The 17,981-nt window shown below is 68.0% G+C and carries 21 protein-coding genes; 12 read left to right on the top strand and 9 right to left on the bottom strand.

What is annotated here, in order from left to right:
- Positions 1–29 precede the first annotated feature (29 nt).
- Genes ACFV15_RS44055 through ACFV15_RS44045 form a run of 3 tightly spaced genes read right to left on the bottom strand, consistent with a single transcriptional unit; the run spans position 30 to position 2,093 of the window.
- Entirely contained in the window at positions 30–1,214 is a 1,185-nt protein-coding gene (locus ACFV15_RS44055) for an RNA polymerase sigma factor (RefSeq protein WP_378358917.1), read from the bottom strand.
- Positions 1,214–1,573, bottom strand: a complete 360-nt coding sequence (locus ACFV15_RS44050; protein ID WP_378358915.1) for a YciI family protein — start codon at positions 1,571–1,573, stop codon at positions 1,214–1,216. The genes ACFV15_RS44055 and ACFV15_RS44050 overlap by 1 nt, the downstream gene beginning before the upstream one ends.
- A 19-nt stretch (positions 1,574–1,592) precedes the next feature.
- Complete coding sequence (locus ACFV15_RS44045) at positions 1,593–2,093, bottom strand: DinB family protein (RefSeq protein ID WP_378358913.1); 501 nt, start codon at positions 2,091–2,093, stop codon at positions 1,593–1,595.
- Between the two features lie 105 nt (positions 2,094–2,198).
- Between ACFV15_RS44045 and ACFV15_RS44040 the strand changes: the two genes are divergently transcribed.
- Positions 2,199–3,581: an FAD-dependent monooxygenase gene (locus ACFV15_RS44040; RefSeq protein ID WP_378358911.1), complete on the top strand. Its 1,383-nt coding sequence runs from the start codon at positions 2,199–2,201 to the stop codon at positions 3,579–3,581.
- On the opposite strand, the gene ACFV15_RS44035 is transcribed toward ACFV15_RS44040, so the two are convergent.
- The 4 genes from ACFV15_RS44035 to ACFV15_RS44020 all read right to left on the bottom strand — a co-directional run bounded on the left by ACFV15_RS44035 (position 3,533) and on the right by ACFV15_RS44020 (position 7,077).
- A complete protein-coding gene (locus ACFV15_RS44035; RefSeq protein WP_378358909.1) occupies positions 3,533–4,981 on the bottom strand; it encodes an FAD-binding oxidoreductase in 1,449 nt (482 codons plus the stop codon). The two genes, ACFV15_RS44040 and ACFV15_RS44035, sit on opposite strands and share 49 nt — an antisense overlap.
- A 307-nt stretch (positions 4,982–5,288) precedes the next feature.
- Positions 5,289–5,474, bottom strand: coding sequence for a 4-oxalocrotonate tautomerase family protein (locus ACFV15_RS44030; protein WP_091287885.1), 186 nt, complete (start codon positions 5,472–5,474; stop codon positions 5,289–5,291).
- On the bottom strand, positions 5,434–6,639 hold the full coding sequence (locus ACFV15_RS44025; RefSeq protein WP_378358907.1) for a Cmx/CmrA family chloramphenicol efflux MFS transporter: 1,206 nt from the start codon (positions 6,637–6,639) through the stop codon (positions 5,434–5,436). The genes ACFV15_RS44030 and ACFV15_RS44025 overlap by 41 nt, the downstream gene beginning before the upstream one ends.
- A 15-nt stretch (positions 6,640–6,654) precedes the next feature.
- Positions 6,655–7,077 (bottom strand): heme-binding protein, encoded by a 423-nt coding sequence (locus ACFV15_RS44020; RefSeq protein ID WP_370949903.1) that lies wholly within the window; start codon positions 7,075–7,077, stop codon positions 6,655–6,657.
- A 217-nt stretch (positions 7,078–7,294) separates the two neighbouring features.
- On the opposite strand from ACFV15_RS44020, the gene ACFV15_RS44015 reads away from it, so the two are divergent.
- The 8 genes from ACFV15_RS44015 (at position 7,295) to ACFV15_RS43980 (ending at position 15,086) form a co-directional block, all read left to right on the top strand.
- A complete protein-coding gene (locus tag ACFV15_RS44015; protein ID WP_378358904.1) occupies positions 7,295–7,879 on the top strand; it encodes a TetR/AcrR family transcriptional regulator in 585 nt (194 codons plus the stop codon).
- Between the two features lie 223 nt (positions 7,880–8,102).
- Positions 8,103–8,888 carry a cupin domain-containing protein gene (locus ACFV15_RS44010; protein WP_378358902.1) on the top strand — a complete coding sequence of 262 codons (786 nt, stop codon included), beginning with the start codon at positions 8,103–8,105 and terminating at the stop codon, positions 8,886–8,888.
- A 5-nt stretch (positions 8,889–8,893) separates the two neighbouring features.
- Entirely contained in the window at positions 8,894–10,672 is a 1,779-nt protein-coding gene (asnB, locus tag ACFV15_RS44005) for an asparagine synthase (glutamine-hydrolyzing) (protein ID WP_378358900.1), read from the top strand.
- A complete protein-coding gene (locus ACFV15_RS44000; protein WP_378358898.1) occupies positions 10,672–11,706 on the top strand; it encodes a PrpF domain-containing protein in 1,035 nt (344 codons plus the stop codon). The genes asnB and ACFV15_RS44000 overlap by 1 nt, the downstream gene beginning before the upstream one ends.
- Complete coding sequence (locus tag ACFV15_RS43995; protein ID WP_378358896.1) at positions 11,688–12,794, top strand: acyl-CoA dehydrogenase family protein; 1,107 nt, start codon at positions 11,688–11,690, stop codon at positions 12,792–12,794. Before ACFV15_RS44000 ends, ACFV15_RS43995 begins: the two co-directional genes overlap by 19 nt.
- Positions 12,782–14,152, top strand: a complete 1,371-nt coding sequence (locus ACFV15_RS43990; RefSeq protein WP_378358894.1) for a dihydroorotase family protein — start codon at positions 12,782–12,784, stop codon at positions 14,150–14,152. The genes ACFV15_RS43995 and ACFV15_RS43990 overlap by 13 nt, the downstream gene beginning before the upstream one ends.
- Positions 14,152–14,619 carry a flavin reductase family protein gene (locus ACFV15_RS43985; RefSeq protein WP_378358892.1) on the top strand — a complete coding sequence of 156 codons (468 nt, stop codon included), beginning with the start codon at positions 14,152–14,154 and terminating at the stop codon, positions 14,617–14,619. The genes ACFV15_RS43990 and ACFV15_RS43985 overlap by 1 nt, the downstream gene beginning before the upstream one ends.
- Before the next feature lie 11 nt (positions 14,620–14,630).
- Positions 14,631–15,086, top strand: a complete 456-nt coding sequence (locus ACFV15_RS43980) for a luciferase family protein (protein ID WP_378358890.1) — start codon at positions 14,631–14,633, stop codon at positions 15,084–15,086.
- Positions 15,087–15,147: 61 nt separating this feature from the next.
- Here ACFV15_RS43980 and ACFV15_RS43975 read toward each other — a convergent pair whose 3' ends face one another.
- Together ACFV15_RS43975 and ACFV15_RS43970 are read right to left on the bottom strand one after the other, a co-directional pair.
- Positions 15,148–15,384 carry a hypothetical protein gene (locus ACFV15_RS43975; RefSeq protein WP_378358888.1) on the bottom strand — a complete coding sequence of 79 codons (237 nt, stop codon included), beginning with the start codon at positions 15,382–15,384 and terminating at the stop codon, positions 15,148–15,150.
- 92 nt (positions 15,385–15,476) lie between these two features.
- Positions 15,477–16,043, bottom strand: coding sequence for a PadR family transcriptional regulator (locus tag ACFV15_RS43970; protein WP_378358887.1), 567 nt, complete (start codon positions 16,041–16,043; stop codon positions 15,477–15,479).
- Between the two features lie 69 nt (positions 16,044–16,112).
- On the opposite strand from ACFV15_RS43970, the gene ACFV15_RS43965 reads away from it, so the two are divergent.
- The 3 genes from ACFV15_RS43965 (at position 16,113) to ACFV15_RS43955 (ending at position 17,950) form a co-directional block, all read left to right on the top strand.
- Complete coding sequence (locus tag ACFV15_RS43965; RefSeq protein WP_378358885.1) at positions 16,113–16,511, top strand: nuclear transport factor 2 family protein; 399 nt, start codon at positions 16,113–16,115, stop codon at positions 16,509–16,511.
- Positions 16,508–17,269, top strand: a complete 762-nt coding sequence (locus ACFV15_RS43960; protein ID WP_378358884.1) for an SGNH/GDSL hydrolase family protein — start codon at positions 16,508–16,510, stop codon at positions 17,267–17,269. The genes ACFV15_RS43965 and ACFV15_RS43960 overlap by 4 nt, the downstream gene beginning before the upstream one ends.
- Before the next feature lie 135 nt (positions 17,270–17,404).
- Positions 17,405–17,950 carry a snapalysin family zinc-dependent metalloprotease gene (locus ACFV15_RS43955; RefSeq protein WP_378358882.1) on the top strand — a complete coding sequence of 182 codons (546 nt, stop codon included), beginning with the start codon at positions 17,405–17,407 and terminating at the stop codon, positions 17,948–17,950.
- Positions 17,951–17,981 lie beyond the last annotated feature (31 nt).

Here is a 17,981-nt window from a genome sequence, read left to right as displayed (position 1 = left end):
GTATGGCCGGTTAGAACCGGCCATACCACTCACGACCCTAGGTGAGCTCGTCGTTCCTCGAGGAAGGTCCGCTCGGTGTCGTTGGTGGCCAAGGCGATCGCCTCGTCGTAGGCGGCCGCGGCGTCGGCGGACCGGCCCAGCCGGGTCAGCAGGTCGGCCCGGGTCGCGGGCAGGAGGTGATAGCCCGGCAAGTCGAGGTTCTCGATCTCCGACAACGCGAGCGCCGGGCCATGGACCTCCGCGACCGCGACCGCCCGATTCAACGCCACGATCGGCGACGGGCTGTGCCGCAGCAGTTGGTCGTAGAGCGCGAGCACCTGCGTCCAGTCGGTCGCGGGCCCGTCCGTGTGCACGGCGTTGATCGCGGCCTGCAGCTGATATGGCCCCGGCTGGGCGCGGCGCAGGCACCGTCGCACCAGCTCATGCCCCTCCGCGATCAGCTCCTGGTTCCACAACGACCGGTCCTGCTCCGCCAGCACTACCAACTCGCCCGAGGGGCCGACCCGCGCGGGCCGACGCGCTTCGGTGAGCAGGAGCAGCGCCAGCAGTCCGAGCGCTTCGGGCTCGTCGGGCATCAGGTCGGCGAGCGCACGAGCGAGGCGCACGGCCTCCAGGCACAAGTCCGTCCGCACCAACGTGCCCGACGTGGACGTGTACCCCTCGTTGAAGATCAGGTACAGCACCATCAGCACCGACGCCAGCCGATCTGGCAGCTCGGCCTCCCCAGGCACCCGGTATGGAATGCCCGCGTCGCGGATCTTCTTCTTCGCACGGACGATGCGCTGGGAGATGGTCGCTTCCGGCACCAAGTAAGCCCGCGCGATCTCGCCGACCTCGAGGCCGCCGAGCAGGCGCAGGGTGAGCGCGGTCCGCGCGAGCGGGGACAGCGCCGGGTGGCAGCAGGTGAAGATCATCCGGAGCTGGTCGTCGCGTACCGGCCCGACCTCCTCCTGCTCGTCGGTTTGGTGCAGCAGCAACGCCTGCGCGTGGCGGGCCTCGCGGGTGGACTCGCGGCGCAGGCGGTCGATGGCCCGGTGGCGGGCGGTGGTCACGATCCACGCGCCGGGGTTGGGCGGCAGCTTGTCCCATTTCTGAAGCGCGACCGCGAACGCGTCCTGCACGGCCTCCTCGGCGAGGCCGATGTCGCCGAGGAGACGGGTCAGTGTGGCCACGCAGCGGCCGTACTCCGCCCGGTAAACGTCGTCGAGCTCTATCAACGCCTGCGCGACCCGTCGTCGAACGGGCGCACCTCGATCGCCTGGCCGCAGGCCAGCGCACACTTGTCAGCCCAGGACAGCGCCTGGTCGAGGTCCTCGGCCTGGATCACCCAGAACCCGCCGAGCTGCTCCTTGGTCTCGGCGAACGGGCCGTCAGTGATCGTGGTCGTGCCGTTGCCGGGTCGGACGACCGTCGAGGCGTCCGAGTTCTCCAGGCCCCCGACGAACACCCACGCACCGGCGGTCTTCATCTCGTCGGTGACCTTGCCGGTCCTGGCCATCATGGCCTGGACCTCCTTTTCGGCGCCGAACGGGACGCTCTCGTCCATCTGGACGGCGAGCAGGTACTGCTTCATGACGAACTCCTTCAGGTTCTTAAGGAAGCAGGCCTTTGACGAACGCCGCCTGCCCCGCGTGCTGGAGCCCGTCCGAGATGACACTCACCAGCCGCACCCCGAGCGTCACCGCCGGATCCCATGACTCGTCGACCACCCGGTCGAGATCGGCGTCCGTGAGCCCGGACAGGAACTTCAGCGTGCGCTCGTACACCACGTCGAGGTAGCCGACCAGCAGCGAACCCTCCGCGCGCACCTGGCCGACCTCCTCGAAGGTGTGACCGTAGCCCGTCGCGCTGTCGTCGAAGGGCAGCGCGAACCGCGAGCTCCAGCCTTCCGCCGTCCACAACTGCTCGTACCCGCCTGCGTCGGCCAAGTGGTCGTCCTGGACCCGGGTCAGGTGCCAGACCAGCCACGCGATCGAGTTCGCCGAATCGTCGATCCGCCAGGTCAGCTGGTCGACGCCGAGATCCGCGACGGCGCCATGCGCCTCCTCGCGTACCCGCCCGAAACCGTCAGAGAGGACTTCCGCGACATTCACGTTGTTGCTCCTTTCGTGTCGCTCACTCCACGCTAGCCAACCGGTGCATACCCCGGCGGCATTTCGGGCACCCCTGCAAGTACAGATCTTGAGGAGGGGTCGGACGTGACGCAGGTGCTCATCGTCGGAGGCGGACCGGTCGGGATGCTGCTGGCCGCGGAGCTGGGCTTACAGGGGATCGACACCACCGTGGCCGAGACGCTGACCGAGACACACGACGAGCCACGCGCGGGCACGCTGCACGCCCGGACCGTGCAGTCGATGCTGCGACGCGGCTACATCCCCCAGCCCGCGCACGGGCGCGACGACATCGTCGAGGTCCCGTTCCACTTCGCCGGGCGGTCGATCCTCACACTGGAGACGCCCGCGATCGAGGGGCCACCCATGATCGGCCAGTCCCAGGCCGACATCGAGCGCTTCTTCGAGGCACGCGCGCGCGAAAACGGCGCCGAAATCCTTCGCGGCCACAAGGTGATCAGCCTCGAAGACACCACCGTCACCACCGACCAGGGCAAGACCATCTCGGCCGACTACGTCGTCGGAACGGATGGCGCGCGCAGCACGATACGCAAGCTGGCAGGCATCGACAGCACCTGCACGCCCGCGACGTTCGCCGGAATCCTCGGTCTCGCGACGCTCCAGGACCCCGCGCGCTGCCCCGGCGGCTGGACACACGGGCCGACCGGCTGGACGCTGATCAACGTCAACCCCATGGGCCCCAGCCGAATCCTCACCCACGAGTTCACCGACCCGCTGCCCGAACGCGGCGCCGAGGTCACGCTCGACGACCTTCAGCAGGCCACCTCGCGGATCGTCGGTCACGACGTGCCGATGGAGCAGCCGACCTTCCTCGGCCGGTTCAGCGACTTCACGCGGCTCGCGAGCACCTACCGCAAGGGCAACGTCTTCCTCGCCGGTGACGCCGCCCATGTGCACGCGCCGCTCGGCGGGCAGGGCCTCAACCTGGGCTTACAGGACGCGTTCAACCTCGGCTGGAAGCTCGCGATGGTCATCAAGGGCGCGCCGGAGCGCCTGCTCGACACCTACCACGCCGAGCGGCACCCGGTCGCCGCGAAGGTCATCGCCAACACCCGCGCCCAGGCCGCCTTGATGCGCCCTGGCCCCGAGTTCGATCCACTGCGCGAACTGGTCGCCGAGCTGCTGAGCTTCGACGAGCCGAACTCGCACCTGAGTGACCAGATCACCGCGCAGAACGTCCGCTACACGCCGAGCGGGCTCGCAGGCAGCTTCCTCCCCAACTTCCCGATCGGCTCGGCCACGGTCAGCGAACTGCTGCACCCCGGCCGTCCCGTGCTCCTGTGCACCGCCGAGACCTGCGACGCGGCCACCGGCTGGAAAGACCGCGTCGACGTCGTCACGCACGACCTCGGCAGGCCGGCCGTGCTGCTGCGCCCTGACGGTTACGTCGCGTGGGCCGGTCAGGATCCGGAGACCGCGCTCGAGCAGTGGTTCGGCCCGGCCGCCTGAATCGACTGGGCGTGCCGGAACACGTTCAGCGGATCCCAGCGCGCCTTCACCGCCTGCAAGCGGGGGTAGTTGTCCTTGTAGTACAACGCATGCCAGGGCACACCGGACGAGTTCCAGTCCGAAGAGGACAGATCGGCGTCCGGGTAATTCACGTAGCAGCCATCGGTGAAGGAGTTCGAGACCGGCACCCCGCCGGTCGACGCGTACATCGAGCGGAAGAAGTCCCGCACCCAGCCGATGTTCGCGGCATCACCGTCCTCAGTGGACCAGAACGACTGATAGAGCAGCTTGAAGATACTGTCCCGCTGCGCCACCGCGGTCGCGTCGGACGCGACCGAACCGATCGCGCCACCGTAGGAGAACGCGACCAGCATCGCGTTCGGGTTCGTCACATCCGGCCTGGTCAGCTCCCGATAGGCGAGCGCGATCTGCTCGGGCGGCAACGGCGCCCGCACGTACGCCGACTTGTGCTCGCCCCGCAAGGTCGGGTCGTTGAGCACCGGTGAACTGGTGCCGAGATACCGCGTCGCCCGCAACCACGGCAAGCGCCGGGGCGGCTCGAAAACGTCGCCGAGCAGCATGCTCAGGTACTCATCCAACACTTGGGCCGCTTCCGGCTCGTCGGCGTCGATTTGCGTGACCAGGCCGGCGCTCCCGTTGCTGACGTGATTGAGCGTCAGCAGGCTCGACAGCCCGGACCGGCTTTCGGCGTGCCAGCGGCCATAACCGTCCAGCAGCCTGGCGAAACCGGCCTCGTCCAGCCGCGACCAGGGCACCGAGAGCGAGCTGAGCAGCACCTCCGACGGTGGCCGCACCAACGGCCGGAAAAAGAACCGGGTGACCACCCCGAAGTTCCCGCCCCCTCCCCCGGTGTGCGCCCACCACAGGTCCGAGCCTCTCGTGGCCACGACCGCCCGTGCGGTCCCGTCGGCGTCGACGACCACGACTTCGACCGCGTCGAGATGGTCGACCGTCAGCCCGTGCGTGCGCGACAGCAACCCATAACCACCACCGGTGATATGCCCGCCCGCACCGACCGAGTAGCAGATCCCGCCGGGAAGTGTCACGTCCCAGCCGCGGTACAGCTCCTCGTAGACGTCCGCGAGCCGCGCACCGGCCTCGACCACGTACGCGTTCTGCGAGGTGTCGAAGTACACCCCGGTCATGGCCGAGAGATCGACCACGACTTCGACGTCCGGATTGAACACGAAATCCTCGAAGCAATGCCCGCCACTGCGCACGGAAAGCCGTTCCTCGTTGGAAACGGCCAGCTGGACCGCCGCGACCACGTCTTCGGTGCCGCGCACGAGCTCGACGCGGGCGGGCTTGGCCGCGTAGCGCTGGTTCAGCCCGGACGTCAGGCTGTCATAGCGTGGATCGCCGGGTTCGACAGTGATCATGGAGCACCTCCTCAAAAGGCGGTCGTGAGTGGTATGGCCGGTTCTAACCGGTGAAAACACTCACGACCTCTCTCTCGGCAGGCTCGCCCGCACCACGCGGGCGGCCCGCCTAGGGTGAGCGCCTCCCTCACCCAAACCGTGGAGTGAGGGCCTCCCTCACCCGGATATCTGGGTGAAGGAAGCCCTCACCAACCTGGGTCGAGTAAGGGAGGCCCTCACGCAGCTGCCCTGGGGGGACGCCACATTTGGCTTTCCCCTCGACAGAAACGTTGGGAACACCCACGCCCCACGATCGGGGCCGGGCTCGCTAGAGGTCGGCGGCGAGCTTGCCCCCTATTCCCCAATGGTCCTTTTCGACGTCGCTGATGAGCACGGTCACCGCCTCGGGCGGGCATTTCGCCAGCCTGGACACGGTCTCCGTCAGCTCGGAGACGAGCTGACGGCGTTCGGGCTCACCCGCGCCTTTCCACCAGTTCACGTTCACGACGGGCATCGATGGTCACCTCCTCGTTTTTTCCGGCGCGGTCCGCGCCGGCGGCCACCAGCGCGACGGCCAGCGAAGCGACCGCCAGCCCGGCGCCGATCCAGCTCGGCGACAGGAAACCGGCGCCGGCGCTGATGCCGAGACCGCCGAGCCACGGGCCGAGCGCGTTGCCGATGTTGAACGCCGAGATGTTGCTCGTGCTCGCCAGTGTCGGCGCGCCTTCGGTCTCGTTCATCACCCTGGTCTGCAGCGCGGGGTTGATCAGGAAGCTGCCGACACCGAACAGGAACAACGTCACGACCATCGCGGGCTTGCTGTGCGCGGCCAGCGAGAACGCGCCGAGCATCACGGCCAGCACCAGCAGGCCGACGCACAAGGTCCCCATCAGCGAACGGTCCGCGAGACGGCCGCCGAACACACTGCCGAGGAACGTTCCGACACCGAACAGCGCCAGCAACGGCGGCACCATCCCGGCGGAAAAGCCGGTGACGTCGGTGAGCAGCGGCGAGATGTAGGTGTACGCGGTGTACAGCGCCGCCTGGCTCAGCATCGTCGTGGCCAGCGCGAGCCAGACCTTCGTGTTGCGGAAGGCCGCCAGCTCCTGGCGCACGCCGATGTGGCCGGCTCGCGGCTGATGCGGCACCAGCGCGATCACGCCGATCAGGTCGATGACACCGAGGATCGCGACCGCCAGGAACGTCGCGCGCCAGCCGAAGTGCTGGCCGACGAAGGTGCCCAGCGGCACACCCGCGATGGTCGCGATGGTGAGCCCGCCGAACATCACCGAGATGGCGCGGGCGCGTTTGGCCGGTTCCACCAGGTTCGCCGCGACGACCGCGCCGATACCGAAGAACGACCCGTGCGCGACGGCGGTGACCACCCGCGCGGCCATCAGCACCCCGTACGAGGGCGCGGCCGCGGCGACCACCTCACCGACGATGAACACGCCGAGCAGCCCGATCAACGCGGCTTTACGCGGGATCCGTGTAGTCGCGGCGGTGATCAGCGGCGCGCCGACGACGACGCCGAGCGCGAACAGCGAGATCAGCATGCCGGTCTGCGGCAGTGAGACCCCGAACGCCGCCGACAGCTCGGGCAGCAGCCCGGCGATCATGAACTCGGTCGTGCCGAGGCTGAACACCGTCAGCCCCAGCACGAACAATGCGATGGGCATCTATTTCTCCTGTGCTCAGGAAACCGCCGTCAAACCCGCTTCGGCGATCTTCACGTCGTCCGTCCAGTGGGCGCCGGAGACCCCGACCGCGCCGACGACCTCGCCGTCCACCACGACCGGCAGCCCGCCGCCCATGCTGACCAGGCGGGCGACCCCGGTGGGCGCGCCTGCCGCGAGCACCTCGTCGGACTTCAGGATCTCGGACCACTTCTCGGTCGGCATCGCCGACGACGCCGCGGTGTAGGCCTTGTCCTGCGAGACCTGCACGGCGTTGAGCTTCGCGCCGTCCTGACGCAGGAACGCCTTGAGGTTTCCGCTCTCGTCGACCACCGAGATGGCGAATCGCTTGTCGGAGCCCAATGCCGCCTCGTGCGCGGCGTGGACGATCTTCCAGGCCAGCTCGTCGGAGATCGACGACCGGCGCTGCACCTTGCTCATGCGCGAACCTCCTCTTCGGGGGCCGCGCGGCTCACTCCCGGCCGGAGCGCACAACCGCGTCGGCCTGTCTTCACCGTAGCAAATATGGAACGATCGGTAAACATAGCAGGCCCCAAAGTTCCCATCTTCGCAGGTAACCGGCCGGTTTTTAGGTCGTCAGGTACACGACATCCCCCCTTATCTTGACCGCTCGTTACACCAGAGTTAGCCTGGGGACATGTCCCGCGTCCGCGAGTTCGACACCGATGAGGTCATCCAGAAGGCCATGGAGGTCTTCTGGATGCACGGCTATGAGGGGACTTCGATCCAGGACCTCGCCGAGGCGACCGGACTCGGCCGCGGCTCGCTCTACGCCGCGTTCGGCAGCAAGCACGGGCTGTACGAACTCGCGCTCCAGCGGTACGTACTGCAGACCACCGACGCGACACGGCGCGCGCTCATGCGCCGCGAGCCGATCCGCAAGGTCATGCGAGAGCTACTGCTCGGCAGGCTCAGCAGCGCGCTCGAAGTGCCGGGGCGTCCAGGCTGCCTACTAGTCATGGCGATCACCGAGCGCGTGCCCCATGACGAGGCGACGAACCGCATCGTCCGCGACGCGATCGGCGCGCTGCAGGATTCTTTCAGCGCGACGCTGTACATGGCGCGAAGCATGGGCGAATTGCCGGTCGAAACCGACGTTCCGACACTGGCGAACTTTCTCGTCACCATGATTCAAGGGCTGCGAATAATGAGCGCGGTCAGCACCGACCCGTCAACGCTCGAGCAGGTCATAGATGTGGCATTGGCCGCAATTCCCGAATAGAAGTTGAAAACCCAGGCGACGACCGGACCGGTTGTCGCTTTTTTCATGCGCGCCAACGGACTTGCGCTCGACCGGCCGACATAAGTATCACTCATACGGACCAGCGCCCTCGCTTTGCACTTCTTCGCTTCACTCAGTACGGTGAAATTCGAGGGCAACAAATCACCCGATAAGGGTATTGCTACTCGATCATCAAATGAACCCGAAACCGATGGGATCCGGGATGCTTACCGAACAAATCCAAGGGACGATCATCCGTACCGCGGATTTCGTCTTTTCACCTTTCGACTGGGGCCGGGTGGCCGAACCCGTCGGCCCGATGATGGGTGCGCACAAGGTCACCCTGCTGGTCGTCGAAGTCGCACCGGGGAAGACGTGGCGGCTCGGCTGGGCACTCGAAGAAGAGAACGTCGCGGTGATCTTCGACGGCTCCGGCCACGGTGACGTCACCGCGCACCGCACCGAAGTCAGCCGCGGCTCCGCGCTGCACTCCCCCACCGGCAAGACGCTCGAACTCGAAGCCGGGCCGGACGGGCTGACCGCCTACGTCTGGCGGACCAGGCTCGAGGGCGGTGAACCGACCGGCAGTAATCCCAGGCTGGACAACGAGTTGTGGAACGAGGAGACCCAGCTGCACGGGTTCGCGGGCACCGGCGAGGTCAAGGCCGACGAGCGCACCGCGGTGATGAACTTCTTGTTCTGGCCGGGATCCGGCAGCGCGCGGCTGTGCCTCCACTGTGGAATCCAGGACCCCGGCCAGACCTTCAACGTCCATCAGCATCCGGACGGCGAAGAGGCGTTCATCGCCTTCGAGGGCAACGGCCAGATGTACCTGATCGACCGCTGGCACGACGTCAGCCCCGGCGATGTGCTGTTCGCCGCGCCCGGTGTCCCGCACGGCACCAGGAATCCCGATGACAGCGAGGCCCGGTTCGCCACCTGTGGCGGCCCGACGCCGTTCGACCCGGTCCTGTACGCACGCGCGAACGTCTCAGCGGAGGTGAAGTAGTCACCATGTGCCGCATATACGGACACCTGGGCGGCAACCTCGCCCACCACCATCTGCGAGCGGTGTCCGCGCTGCAGCGCCACGGCGGGCCGGACGCCCGCTTCAGCGCCAGTGGCGACGACTGGGCACTCGGCAACAACCGGCTGGCGATCATCGACCTCGACGGCGGCGAGCAGCCGTTCAAGCTCGGCCGCGACATCCAGGTCGTGTTCAACGGCGAGCTCTACAACCACACCGAGCTGCGGCAGCGGCTGCACGCACTGGGGTACGTCTTCCACGATCACTGCGACGGCAACGTCTTGCCCGCGCTCTATCACCATTACGGGCTCGATTTCGTCGATCACCTCGACGGCATGTACGCGGTCGCGATCATCGACCTGCGCGCGGAGCCCAAGCTCGTGCTGGCCACCGACGAGGCCGGGATGAAGCCGCTCTACTACCACTGGGACCGCCGCCACGGGCAGCTCTATTTCTCCTCCGAGCTACCGGCGCTGCTGAGCGTGCCCGGCCTGAGCTGGGACGAGTCGGCCGGCGGGCTGGACGCCTACCTGACCACCAAGACGCCGTTCGGCGAGCAGACCATGTTCGAGCAGGTGCAGGTGCTTCCGCGCGCCGCCACAGCGGTGTACACGCGGGACGGCGGCCTCAAGATCGACCGGCGCGCCAAACGTGATTTCCCTGTGGTGCCAACGGATCTGGAGACCGCGGGACAACGCGCACAGGACACGTTGCGGGCCGAGACGCATCGGCTCGCACTGGCCGACGTGCCGATCTCGACGATCACCAGCGGCGGGCTGGACTCCAGCCTGGTCACCGCGCTGCTCGCCGAGAAGGTGCCGCACGTGCACGCGTTCAACATCGCCTACACCGGCGACTGGCCGTTCGACGAGAAGCGCTACGCCCGCGAGGTCGCGGAGCTCAGCGGAGCTCGGTATCACCAGATCGAGGCGGACCCTGCCGAGTTCCCGAAGCTGATGGACGAGGTCGTCTGGCATCTCGGCCAGCCCAACGCCGACCCGATCACGCTGAGCACGTACCTGCTCTTCCAGGGGGTCAGCGAAGCCGGGTTCAAGGTCACGCTCTCCGGTGACGCCGCCGACGAGATCTTCGGCGGCTACGGAAGGATCAAGAAAGCGCTCACAGACGGCGACGGCTGGGACCGGAATTACGTCGACGCGCTTGCCGCGATTCCATCGGCGACACGGAACGCTCTGTACACAGAGGATTATCGGGATTACCTGCGCGACAACGGATCCGAATTCGACCGGATCGTCGGGCAGCTGCGAGCGGGCTCGAACGACCGGCTCGCGGCGATCACCGAGTTCGAAGTGGACCAGCGGCTGCCCGCGTATCACCTGCGCCGCGTCGACCACCTCAGCATGGCGCACTCGGTCGAGGTGCGGCTGCCGTTCTGCCAGACCTCGGTCACCGATCTGGCGCGCGGCCTGCCGACGGACCTGCGGGTGCGCGGCGACCAGGTCAAGCGCACCCTCTACGCCGCCGCGCGCGGCCTGGTGCCGGACTCGGTGCTCAACCGCCCGAAGCAGCCGTTCACCCTGCCGATCACCGCGATGCTCGCCGAGGGACAACCGCTGCTCGGCTACGCACAGGACATGCTCGCGGGCGGCCACGACAGCAGGCTCGACCCGCAAGCCGTCGAAGGGCTTATCAAGACCCAGGTGGCCAGCCCGAACGACGAGTCCGCGCTCGCCATCTGGTCACTGCTGATCCACCGGATCTGGCGCGACCAGATCACCTGCCAGGGGGAAAGGAGGGCAGCCTGATGCTCGCCCATATCGCGCACGCGCAAGGTGCGCCCAGCTCCACACTGGTGCTCACCGCGGAACGACTGCCCGCCGACGAAAGCGAGCTCGGCTGCGCGCTCACCGACGCGCTCCGCTGGCTCGACGAGCAGGGCCTCGACGGGATCACCAAGATCGCGTTGATCGGCCAGTCCGAGCACCCGCTGTTCGACCTGGACTACCGGTTCGTGCAGGTGCTGCCAGGCGACCCGCCGCGGTTCGACTTCCGGGGCAGCTGCGGGCATTCCGTGCTGTCGTCCGTGGTCGTCGCCAGCCGTCTCGGCTGGATCGGCAAGCTCGCGCCGGAACACCGGGTACGCGTCCGCGTGCTCAACACCGATGACAACGTGGTGTGCGAGGTCGACGAATGCGTGCGGGACAAGACCACGTTCACCGCGCACTTCCTCAATCACCCGTCGGTCGCGCTCGAGGAGCTGCTGCCGTTCGGTGAGACCACGACGGACCTGCCGTACTCCGGCGGCACCATCCGGGTCAGCGCGGTCTCGGTCGGCAACCCGTACCTCTTCGTCTCCGGGCACGACCTCGGCGTCGGCACCAAGGACGAGTTGTTCGCGGACAACCCGGAGCTGTTCGACACGATGACCGCGATCAGGCGGTCGGCGGCCGCGCAGTACGGCTGGCCGGTCGACGGCGCGTTCCCCAAGGTCGCCGCGGTCATCCCGGACGGCGAGGACAAGCTCGCCGTCCGCGCGGTCTCGGTGCCGTCCTGGCATCCGACGCTGGCGCTCACCGGCGCCGTCTGCCTCGGCGCGGCCAGGCAGATCCGCGGGACCATCCCGTATCAGCTGGCTGGTGAGCACTGCGACGGGCCGCTGGAGATCCGCACCAAGGGCGGGGTCACCACCTCCGCGGCCGCGGTCTCCGGCCATGACCGCGACAGCAGGCTGTCGTGGGTCAGCGTCCCGCACAAGGCGGTCGCTTTCAGCGGCGAGGTGACCATCGACTCGCTCCGGCCCCACGTCCGTAAGGAGGGCACATGCCTGCTCTCGACCTGAACATCGGCGAAGACGAGCTGATCGAAATACTCGGTGAGCACGCGGCGTCATCCGATCTCGCCGGAAAGCCGTCGCCCGAAGTGCTGCGCGCGGTGCGCGGGTCGTCTTTGCCCGCGCTGACCGTGCCCCGTGAGTACGGCGGCGCCGGCGGTGACGGGCTGGCCGTCAACCGGGCGATCGCACGGATCGCGTACCACGATCCGTCGACGGCGATCATCCTGTTCCAGCACATGGCCGTGTGCAGCCGGATCGCCGAATGGGGCAGCCCGGCGCAGCGCGAAGACCTGCTGCCGAAACTGGCTTCCGGCGAGTGGCTGGCCGCGTCCGCGTGGAGTGAATCCGGCGCGGGCGCGGCGAAGAAGAACCTCGCCACCATCGCGGACGAGCGCGACGACGGCTGGTCGATCAGCGGTGGCAAGGCGTTCACCACCGGCGCCGGGCTCACGGACGTCTACCTGGTGCTCGCGCAGACGACTCAGGTCGAGGACGACTCGGCGTACGGGTCGAGCGGGCAGAGCTTCTTCCTGATCCCCGCGACGAACCAGGGCATCGAGCCGGACCTGAGCCTGGACCTGGTCGGCATGCGCGCCTCGGCGACCGGGTTCGTCGAGCTCAAGGACTGCCACGTGGACGTCGACGCGCTGCTCGGGCCGCGTGACACCGCCAGCACGATCATCGCGGGTGTGCGCCGGACCGGCGCCTCGCTCGGTGCGGTCTCCGTCGGCATCGCCGAAGCCGCCTGGGACCTCGGATTCCAAGCGGCGCAACGGAAATCGTTGTTGGACCTGCAGGCGGTCCGGCACCGGCTGGTCGATCTGCGTTCGCAGGTCGAGTCGGCGCGAGCGTTGATCGAACGGGCGGGGCGCCGGGAGGCGGCCGAGCCGGGCGACGTGACGCTGCACAGCAAGATCCACGCCTCGCAGGCGTGTGAAGAGGTCGTCGCCGGGGTCGCGCGGATGCTCGGGAGCGCCGGGTACGTGGTGACGAACCCGATCAACCGGATGGCGCGTGACGCCCGCGCGGTCGCGCTGATGGGACCGACGAACGATCTGAGCAGGGAGTTGGTGAGCATGCCATGGGCAGCGTGACCTACGACCTCGTCGTCAGGGGCGGCAGGCTGGCCGATGCCGGCGACGTGCGTGACATCGTCGTGCGCGACGGGGTGATCGATGACCTGCTGCCAGCCAAGAGTGGCGCCCAGGGCCATGAGGTGATCGACGCTTCGGGCCGGTACGTCCTGCCGGGGCTGATCGACTCCCATGTGCACTTCCGGACGCCGGGGTTGACGCAGAAGGAAGAGTGGGCGTTCGCGTCCCGCGCGGCTGTGGCAGGCGGGATCACCACGGTGATCGACATGCCGAACACCAAGCCGGCGACCTTCACCCCGGCCGACGCCCGTGCCAAGGACGCGGCGGTGCGCGGCACGAGCCTGGTCGACTACCGGTTCCACGCGGGCGTCGACCCCGACCAGGTGGACCGGCTGCTCGACTTCTCGCCTGCCGAGGCGACGTCGGCGAAGGCATTCCTGACCGGGCATCACACCGCACCGCACGTGCTGCGCGACCCGGCGCGTCTGGACCGGTTGTTCCAGATCGCGCACAAGAAGGGCCTCCGGCTGCTGTTCCACGCCGAGGACGACGACGTGTTCGCGCTGCTGGACCAGTGGCAGGGCTCGCCGCCGGAGTACCGCGACTACGAGCGGTTCCGGCCGCGCACCGGCGGGATCGTCGCGGTGGCGAAGCTGATCGACCTGGTCAGGCGGCATGGCACGGCGATTCACGTGCTGCACGTGTCCAGCCGTGAGGAGGCGGACCTGCTGACCGCGGCCGGCGCGGTGGGGCTGCCGGTCACCTGGGAGGTCACCGGGCACCATCTGTCGTTCACCGCCGACGACACCCGGCGCTATGGCTCCCGGATCCGGCTGAGCCCGGCGATCCGTGAGCAGGCCGACCAGGATCGGCTGTGGGAGGCGGTGATCAACGGCGAAGTGTCCACTGTGGGCAGTGACCACGCGCCGCATCCGTTCGGCGACAAGATCCAGCCGCCACCGGACGCGCCGCCGGGGCTCCCCGGCGTGCAAGAGCTGCTGCCTGGGCTGTGCACCGGACTGCGGCGACGGCTCCCCACGGCTTCGGACACCTCGCTGCTCCGGATCGTCACGCGGCTGCTCGCGTCGGAGCCCGCGCGGCTGTTCGGCCTCGACCACCGCAAGGGGCGGATCGCGCCCGGTCTCGACGCGGACCTGGTGCTGTTCGACCCGTCCGTCAACTGGTCGCTCACCGATGTCCAGGCCAAATGCGGCTGGTCGGCGTACGCGGGCTGGCTGTTCACCGGACGCGTCGAGCGGACCGTGCGGCGCGGCGAAACCGTCTACACGGGCGACGGGGACTTCGGCTCCCCCAGCGGTGAATGGCTGACGCCCGCGCTGGTGCGGGGAGGTGCCTGATGGAGGAGTTCAAGGAAGCCATGGCGGCGCTCGCGGGCGGCGTCTGCGTGGTGACGGCCGTCGACTCCGACGGCGCGCCGCGTGGGTTCGCGGCCACCTCGGTCACGTCGGTCTCGATGCGGCCGCCGATGCTGCTCGTGTGCCAGTCGAAGTCGTCGGGCTCGTACCCGGTGTTCGCGAACTGCGAGCACCTGACCGTCAATGTGCTGGCCGCTGACCAGCACGAATTGGCCGGACTGTTCTCGACGCCCGGAGCCGACCGGTTCACCGGCACGGGGTTCGTGTCCGGCCCGGAAGGCACGCCGGTGCATCCCGACGCGCTCGCGAGCGTGGAATGCCGGCTGCGCGAGACCGTCGACGCCGGGGACCACAGCGTGCTGATGGCCGAGGTGCTGTCCGTGCGCACCTGCCCCGGCGAACCGCTGATCTACCACGGCCGCCGCTACCAGCGGCTTTCCCAAGACTGAAGGAGTTTCCGATGTTCGAACTGCCCATCCGTCCCGGCCCGGAGCCGCGCACGCGTGGCCCGATTCCGCACGGTCAGCTCAACCAGATCTCGCCGACCACCATGCAGGAGGAACTGTGGCAGCGGATGCGCTCGCTGCCGGGCGTCTACCTCGCGCCGACCCACGTGCCGTACCCCGAGGCTCGGGCGATTCACCTGGCTCCTGAGTTCGGCACCGGCCCCGATGACGCGTTCATCAAGCTGAGCCGCGAGTTCGCGCACCTGCATCCGCAGCAGGACGGCAGTCTCCACATGACGTTGCCGCAGCGGGTCAAGAAGGAGGTCACCGAAGCGGGCTGGGGTATCCCGCACCCGATCCAGAACACGCAGCTGGTCTACGGACCGCGCGATCGTGAGGAAATGGAGACGGTGTGGAAGATCCTGCTCGAGTCCTACGCGTACGCGCGTGGCAAGAGCACTCAGTTGTAAACGACCGGGATTCCAAGTGCGCCGCTGGAGCAATTACGCGGCGCACTTGGTCTTCGCCGGTTCACGCGGCTTCAAGCAATGCTCGGCCCGATTCGGTGAGCCGGACCGGTCCTGGTGTTATGGCCGCGATCAGCCCGGCTTGGACCAGCCGGGGGCCGACGAACTGGTCGCAGCAGCCGATTCCGTCGATCACGAGCGAACCGCCCGCACAACCCGAGATCTCGCACCGGCCTGCCGCGACGGCGCGGAGAACGGAGCGGTCGCGGTGGCTGATCGTGGTGAGAATCGTGGCGTTCATGGCGGTTCTCCCTTCCGGCATCTCTTGTAATGTCGTCGACTCGGATACGCCTCAATCGACACCGGAGTTCGAGAAATCACGGTCCTGATCGGTCAAGAAGGCCGGTTCGCCGCCCGATCTCGCAGCACAGTGGCCGCGCGAACACACCACGTGTGGTGTTCCTGTTCGAACTGACGGCCGCGCAGGCACGTCAGATAGGGACCGAGCGGCTCGCCGCGCCGCAGGAAGGTCTCCTCGTCGAGATCGCCACGCAGCTGTCGCAGCAGCTTGTCCAGGAACTCGATCTTCGTGGCGGCAGCGGCGGCCCGTTCGTCCAGCTGCGCGATCACCGGCGCCGCGTCGATGTGATCGACGGCCTGGACCTTCACCAGCAGGTCGTCGCGGATGAACGAGGGCTTGCACATGGCGGCCGCGAAGGTCGCCAGCTCGGCCGTGCCCGCCTCGGTGACGGTGAACAGCCGCTTGTTGGGGCGCGCCTCCTGGACCACTTGGCGCCCGCTGATCAGGCCGTCCTTCTCAAGCTTTGTCAGCTCCAAGTAGAGCTGCTGCGGCTGGGCGTACCAGAAGTTGGCGACCCCCACGTCGAACGCCTTGGCCAGCTGATAGCCGCTGTATTCGCCGGACAGCAGGGCGGCGAGCACCGCATGCCGCAGGGCCATGGCCTCGGTTCCTTCCGTGGTCGAGCTGGACGTGGCCCATCATAGTCATGTATATGAGTACTCATGGAAATGAGTACTACAACTCAGCGTTTCCGCGACGCGGTGCTGAGCGGCGACCACGCGGCAATCGAACCGCTGTTCACACCGGACGCGCGGATGTTCAGCCCGGTGAAGTTCACCCCGTTCGAGGGGCGGCCGATGATCCTCGGCCTGCTCGGCGTGCTGCTGCGCACGTTCGAGGACTTCCGCTACGTCGGCGAGTTCCACGGCACCGACTCGGACGTGCTGGAGTTCCGCGCGGCAGTCAAGGGCACCGAGATCCATGGCGTCGACCTTTTCCGGTTCAACGACGAGGGACTGATCACCGAGCTCACCGTGATGGTCCGGCCGCTTTCGGCGGTCACCGCACTCAGCGACGCGGTGCTCGCGGGCCTCGTCGCCGACGGGCTGGTGCCGGCGCCGAAATGAGCCCCTACCAGCGTTACGTCGCGCTCGGCGACAGCCAGACCGAAGGTGTCGGCGATGGCGACGACAGCACCGGCCTGCGCGGCTGGGCGGACCGGCTCGCGGAACACCTCGCTGACGGCCACCCCTCGTTCCAGTACGCCAACCTGGCCGTCCGAGGCCGCCTGGCCGGCGAGGTCCGACACGAACAGCTCGAGCGCGCTCTCGCACTGCGTCCCGACATCGCCACCGTCGTCGCGGGCGTCAACGACCTGCTGCGCCCCCGTTTCGACGCGGCCGAAGTGGCCGGTCACCTGGAGGCGATGTTCGCGGCGCTCACCGAGTCCGGCGCCCGCGTCGCGACGGTCACCTTCCCGGACATCACCAGGATCATCCCGCTCGCCCGCCCGGCCCGCGCCCGCATCCACGACCTCAACGACCGCATCCGCGCCGCGTCCGCCCGCCACGGTGTCGCCGTCGCCGAGATCGCCTTGCACACCGCCGTCGCCGACCGCCGGTTCTGGGCCGAAGACCGGTTGCACTGCAGCCCGCTCGGCCACGCCTTGATCGCCTCGGCGGTCGCGCACGCACTCGAACTCCCCGGCAGCGACGATTCCTGGACGCGGCCACCGCCGCCCGGGATCCCGCCGCGGACCACAGTGGCCAGTGAAATCGGCTGGGCGGCGACATTCCTGGGCCCATGGCTCGGCAGACGCCTGCGCGGCCAGTCTTCCGGCGATCAGCGCACGGCCAAACGACCTTCACTCAGTCCCATTAGCTGACACGCATGCGTTAGTCAAGGTTGGTAAATCACCACCTCTGGAACAGTACGAAAGTTGGATGCCTCTCCTTCGCCAGGAATTTAGATTCGCTGCCAACACAGGCGAATCCCCTGTCCTGGCAAGGAGAATCCCCAGATGTCCAAGAAGACCTTCTTCACCGGCGCCGCGGCGCTCGCCGTGCTCGTCCTCCCGCTCACCGCGGGAATGGCAACGGCGGCGCCCGCGGTCACCACCGTCTACTACGACGCATCCGGCGCGCCCAGCTTCGCCTCGGCCATCTCCTCAGGCGCGGCCAACTGGAACCGCGCGGTGTCCAATGTGCAGCTCCGCCCGAGCTCGTCGGGCGCCTCCTTGCGTTACGTGGAAGGCAATGACCCGCAGGGGTCCTACGCGGACACCGACGGCCACGGCACCGGCACGATCTTCATCGACTTCACCCAGGCCAAGCAGTACGACATCGTCCGCATCACCGCGCACGAGACCGGCCACGCGCTCGGCCTCCCCGACCACTACGAGGGCCCCTGCTCGGAGCTCATGTCCGGCGGCGGCCCCGGCACGTCCTGCCACAACGCGAACCCGAACTCGGCCGAGGCTTCCCGCGTCCAGTCCTTGTGGGCCAACGGTCTCGTCTCGAACCGCGCGGGCACCCAGCGCATCTACGAAACGGTTCCGGCCGGTTAAAGGACTCGTGCGCGTTGCGGGCGGTTAGAAC

This window comes from Amycolatopsis sp. NPDC059657, assembly GCF_042734395.1.
In the GTDB taxonomy this organism is placed as follows: Bacteria; Actinomycetota; Actinomycetes; order Mycobacteriales; family Pseudonocardiaceae; genus Amycolatopsis.
Note: the sequence above shows the minus strand (reverse complement) of the source record. Positions and strands in the feature narration are given on the sequence as shown.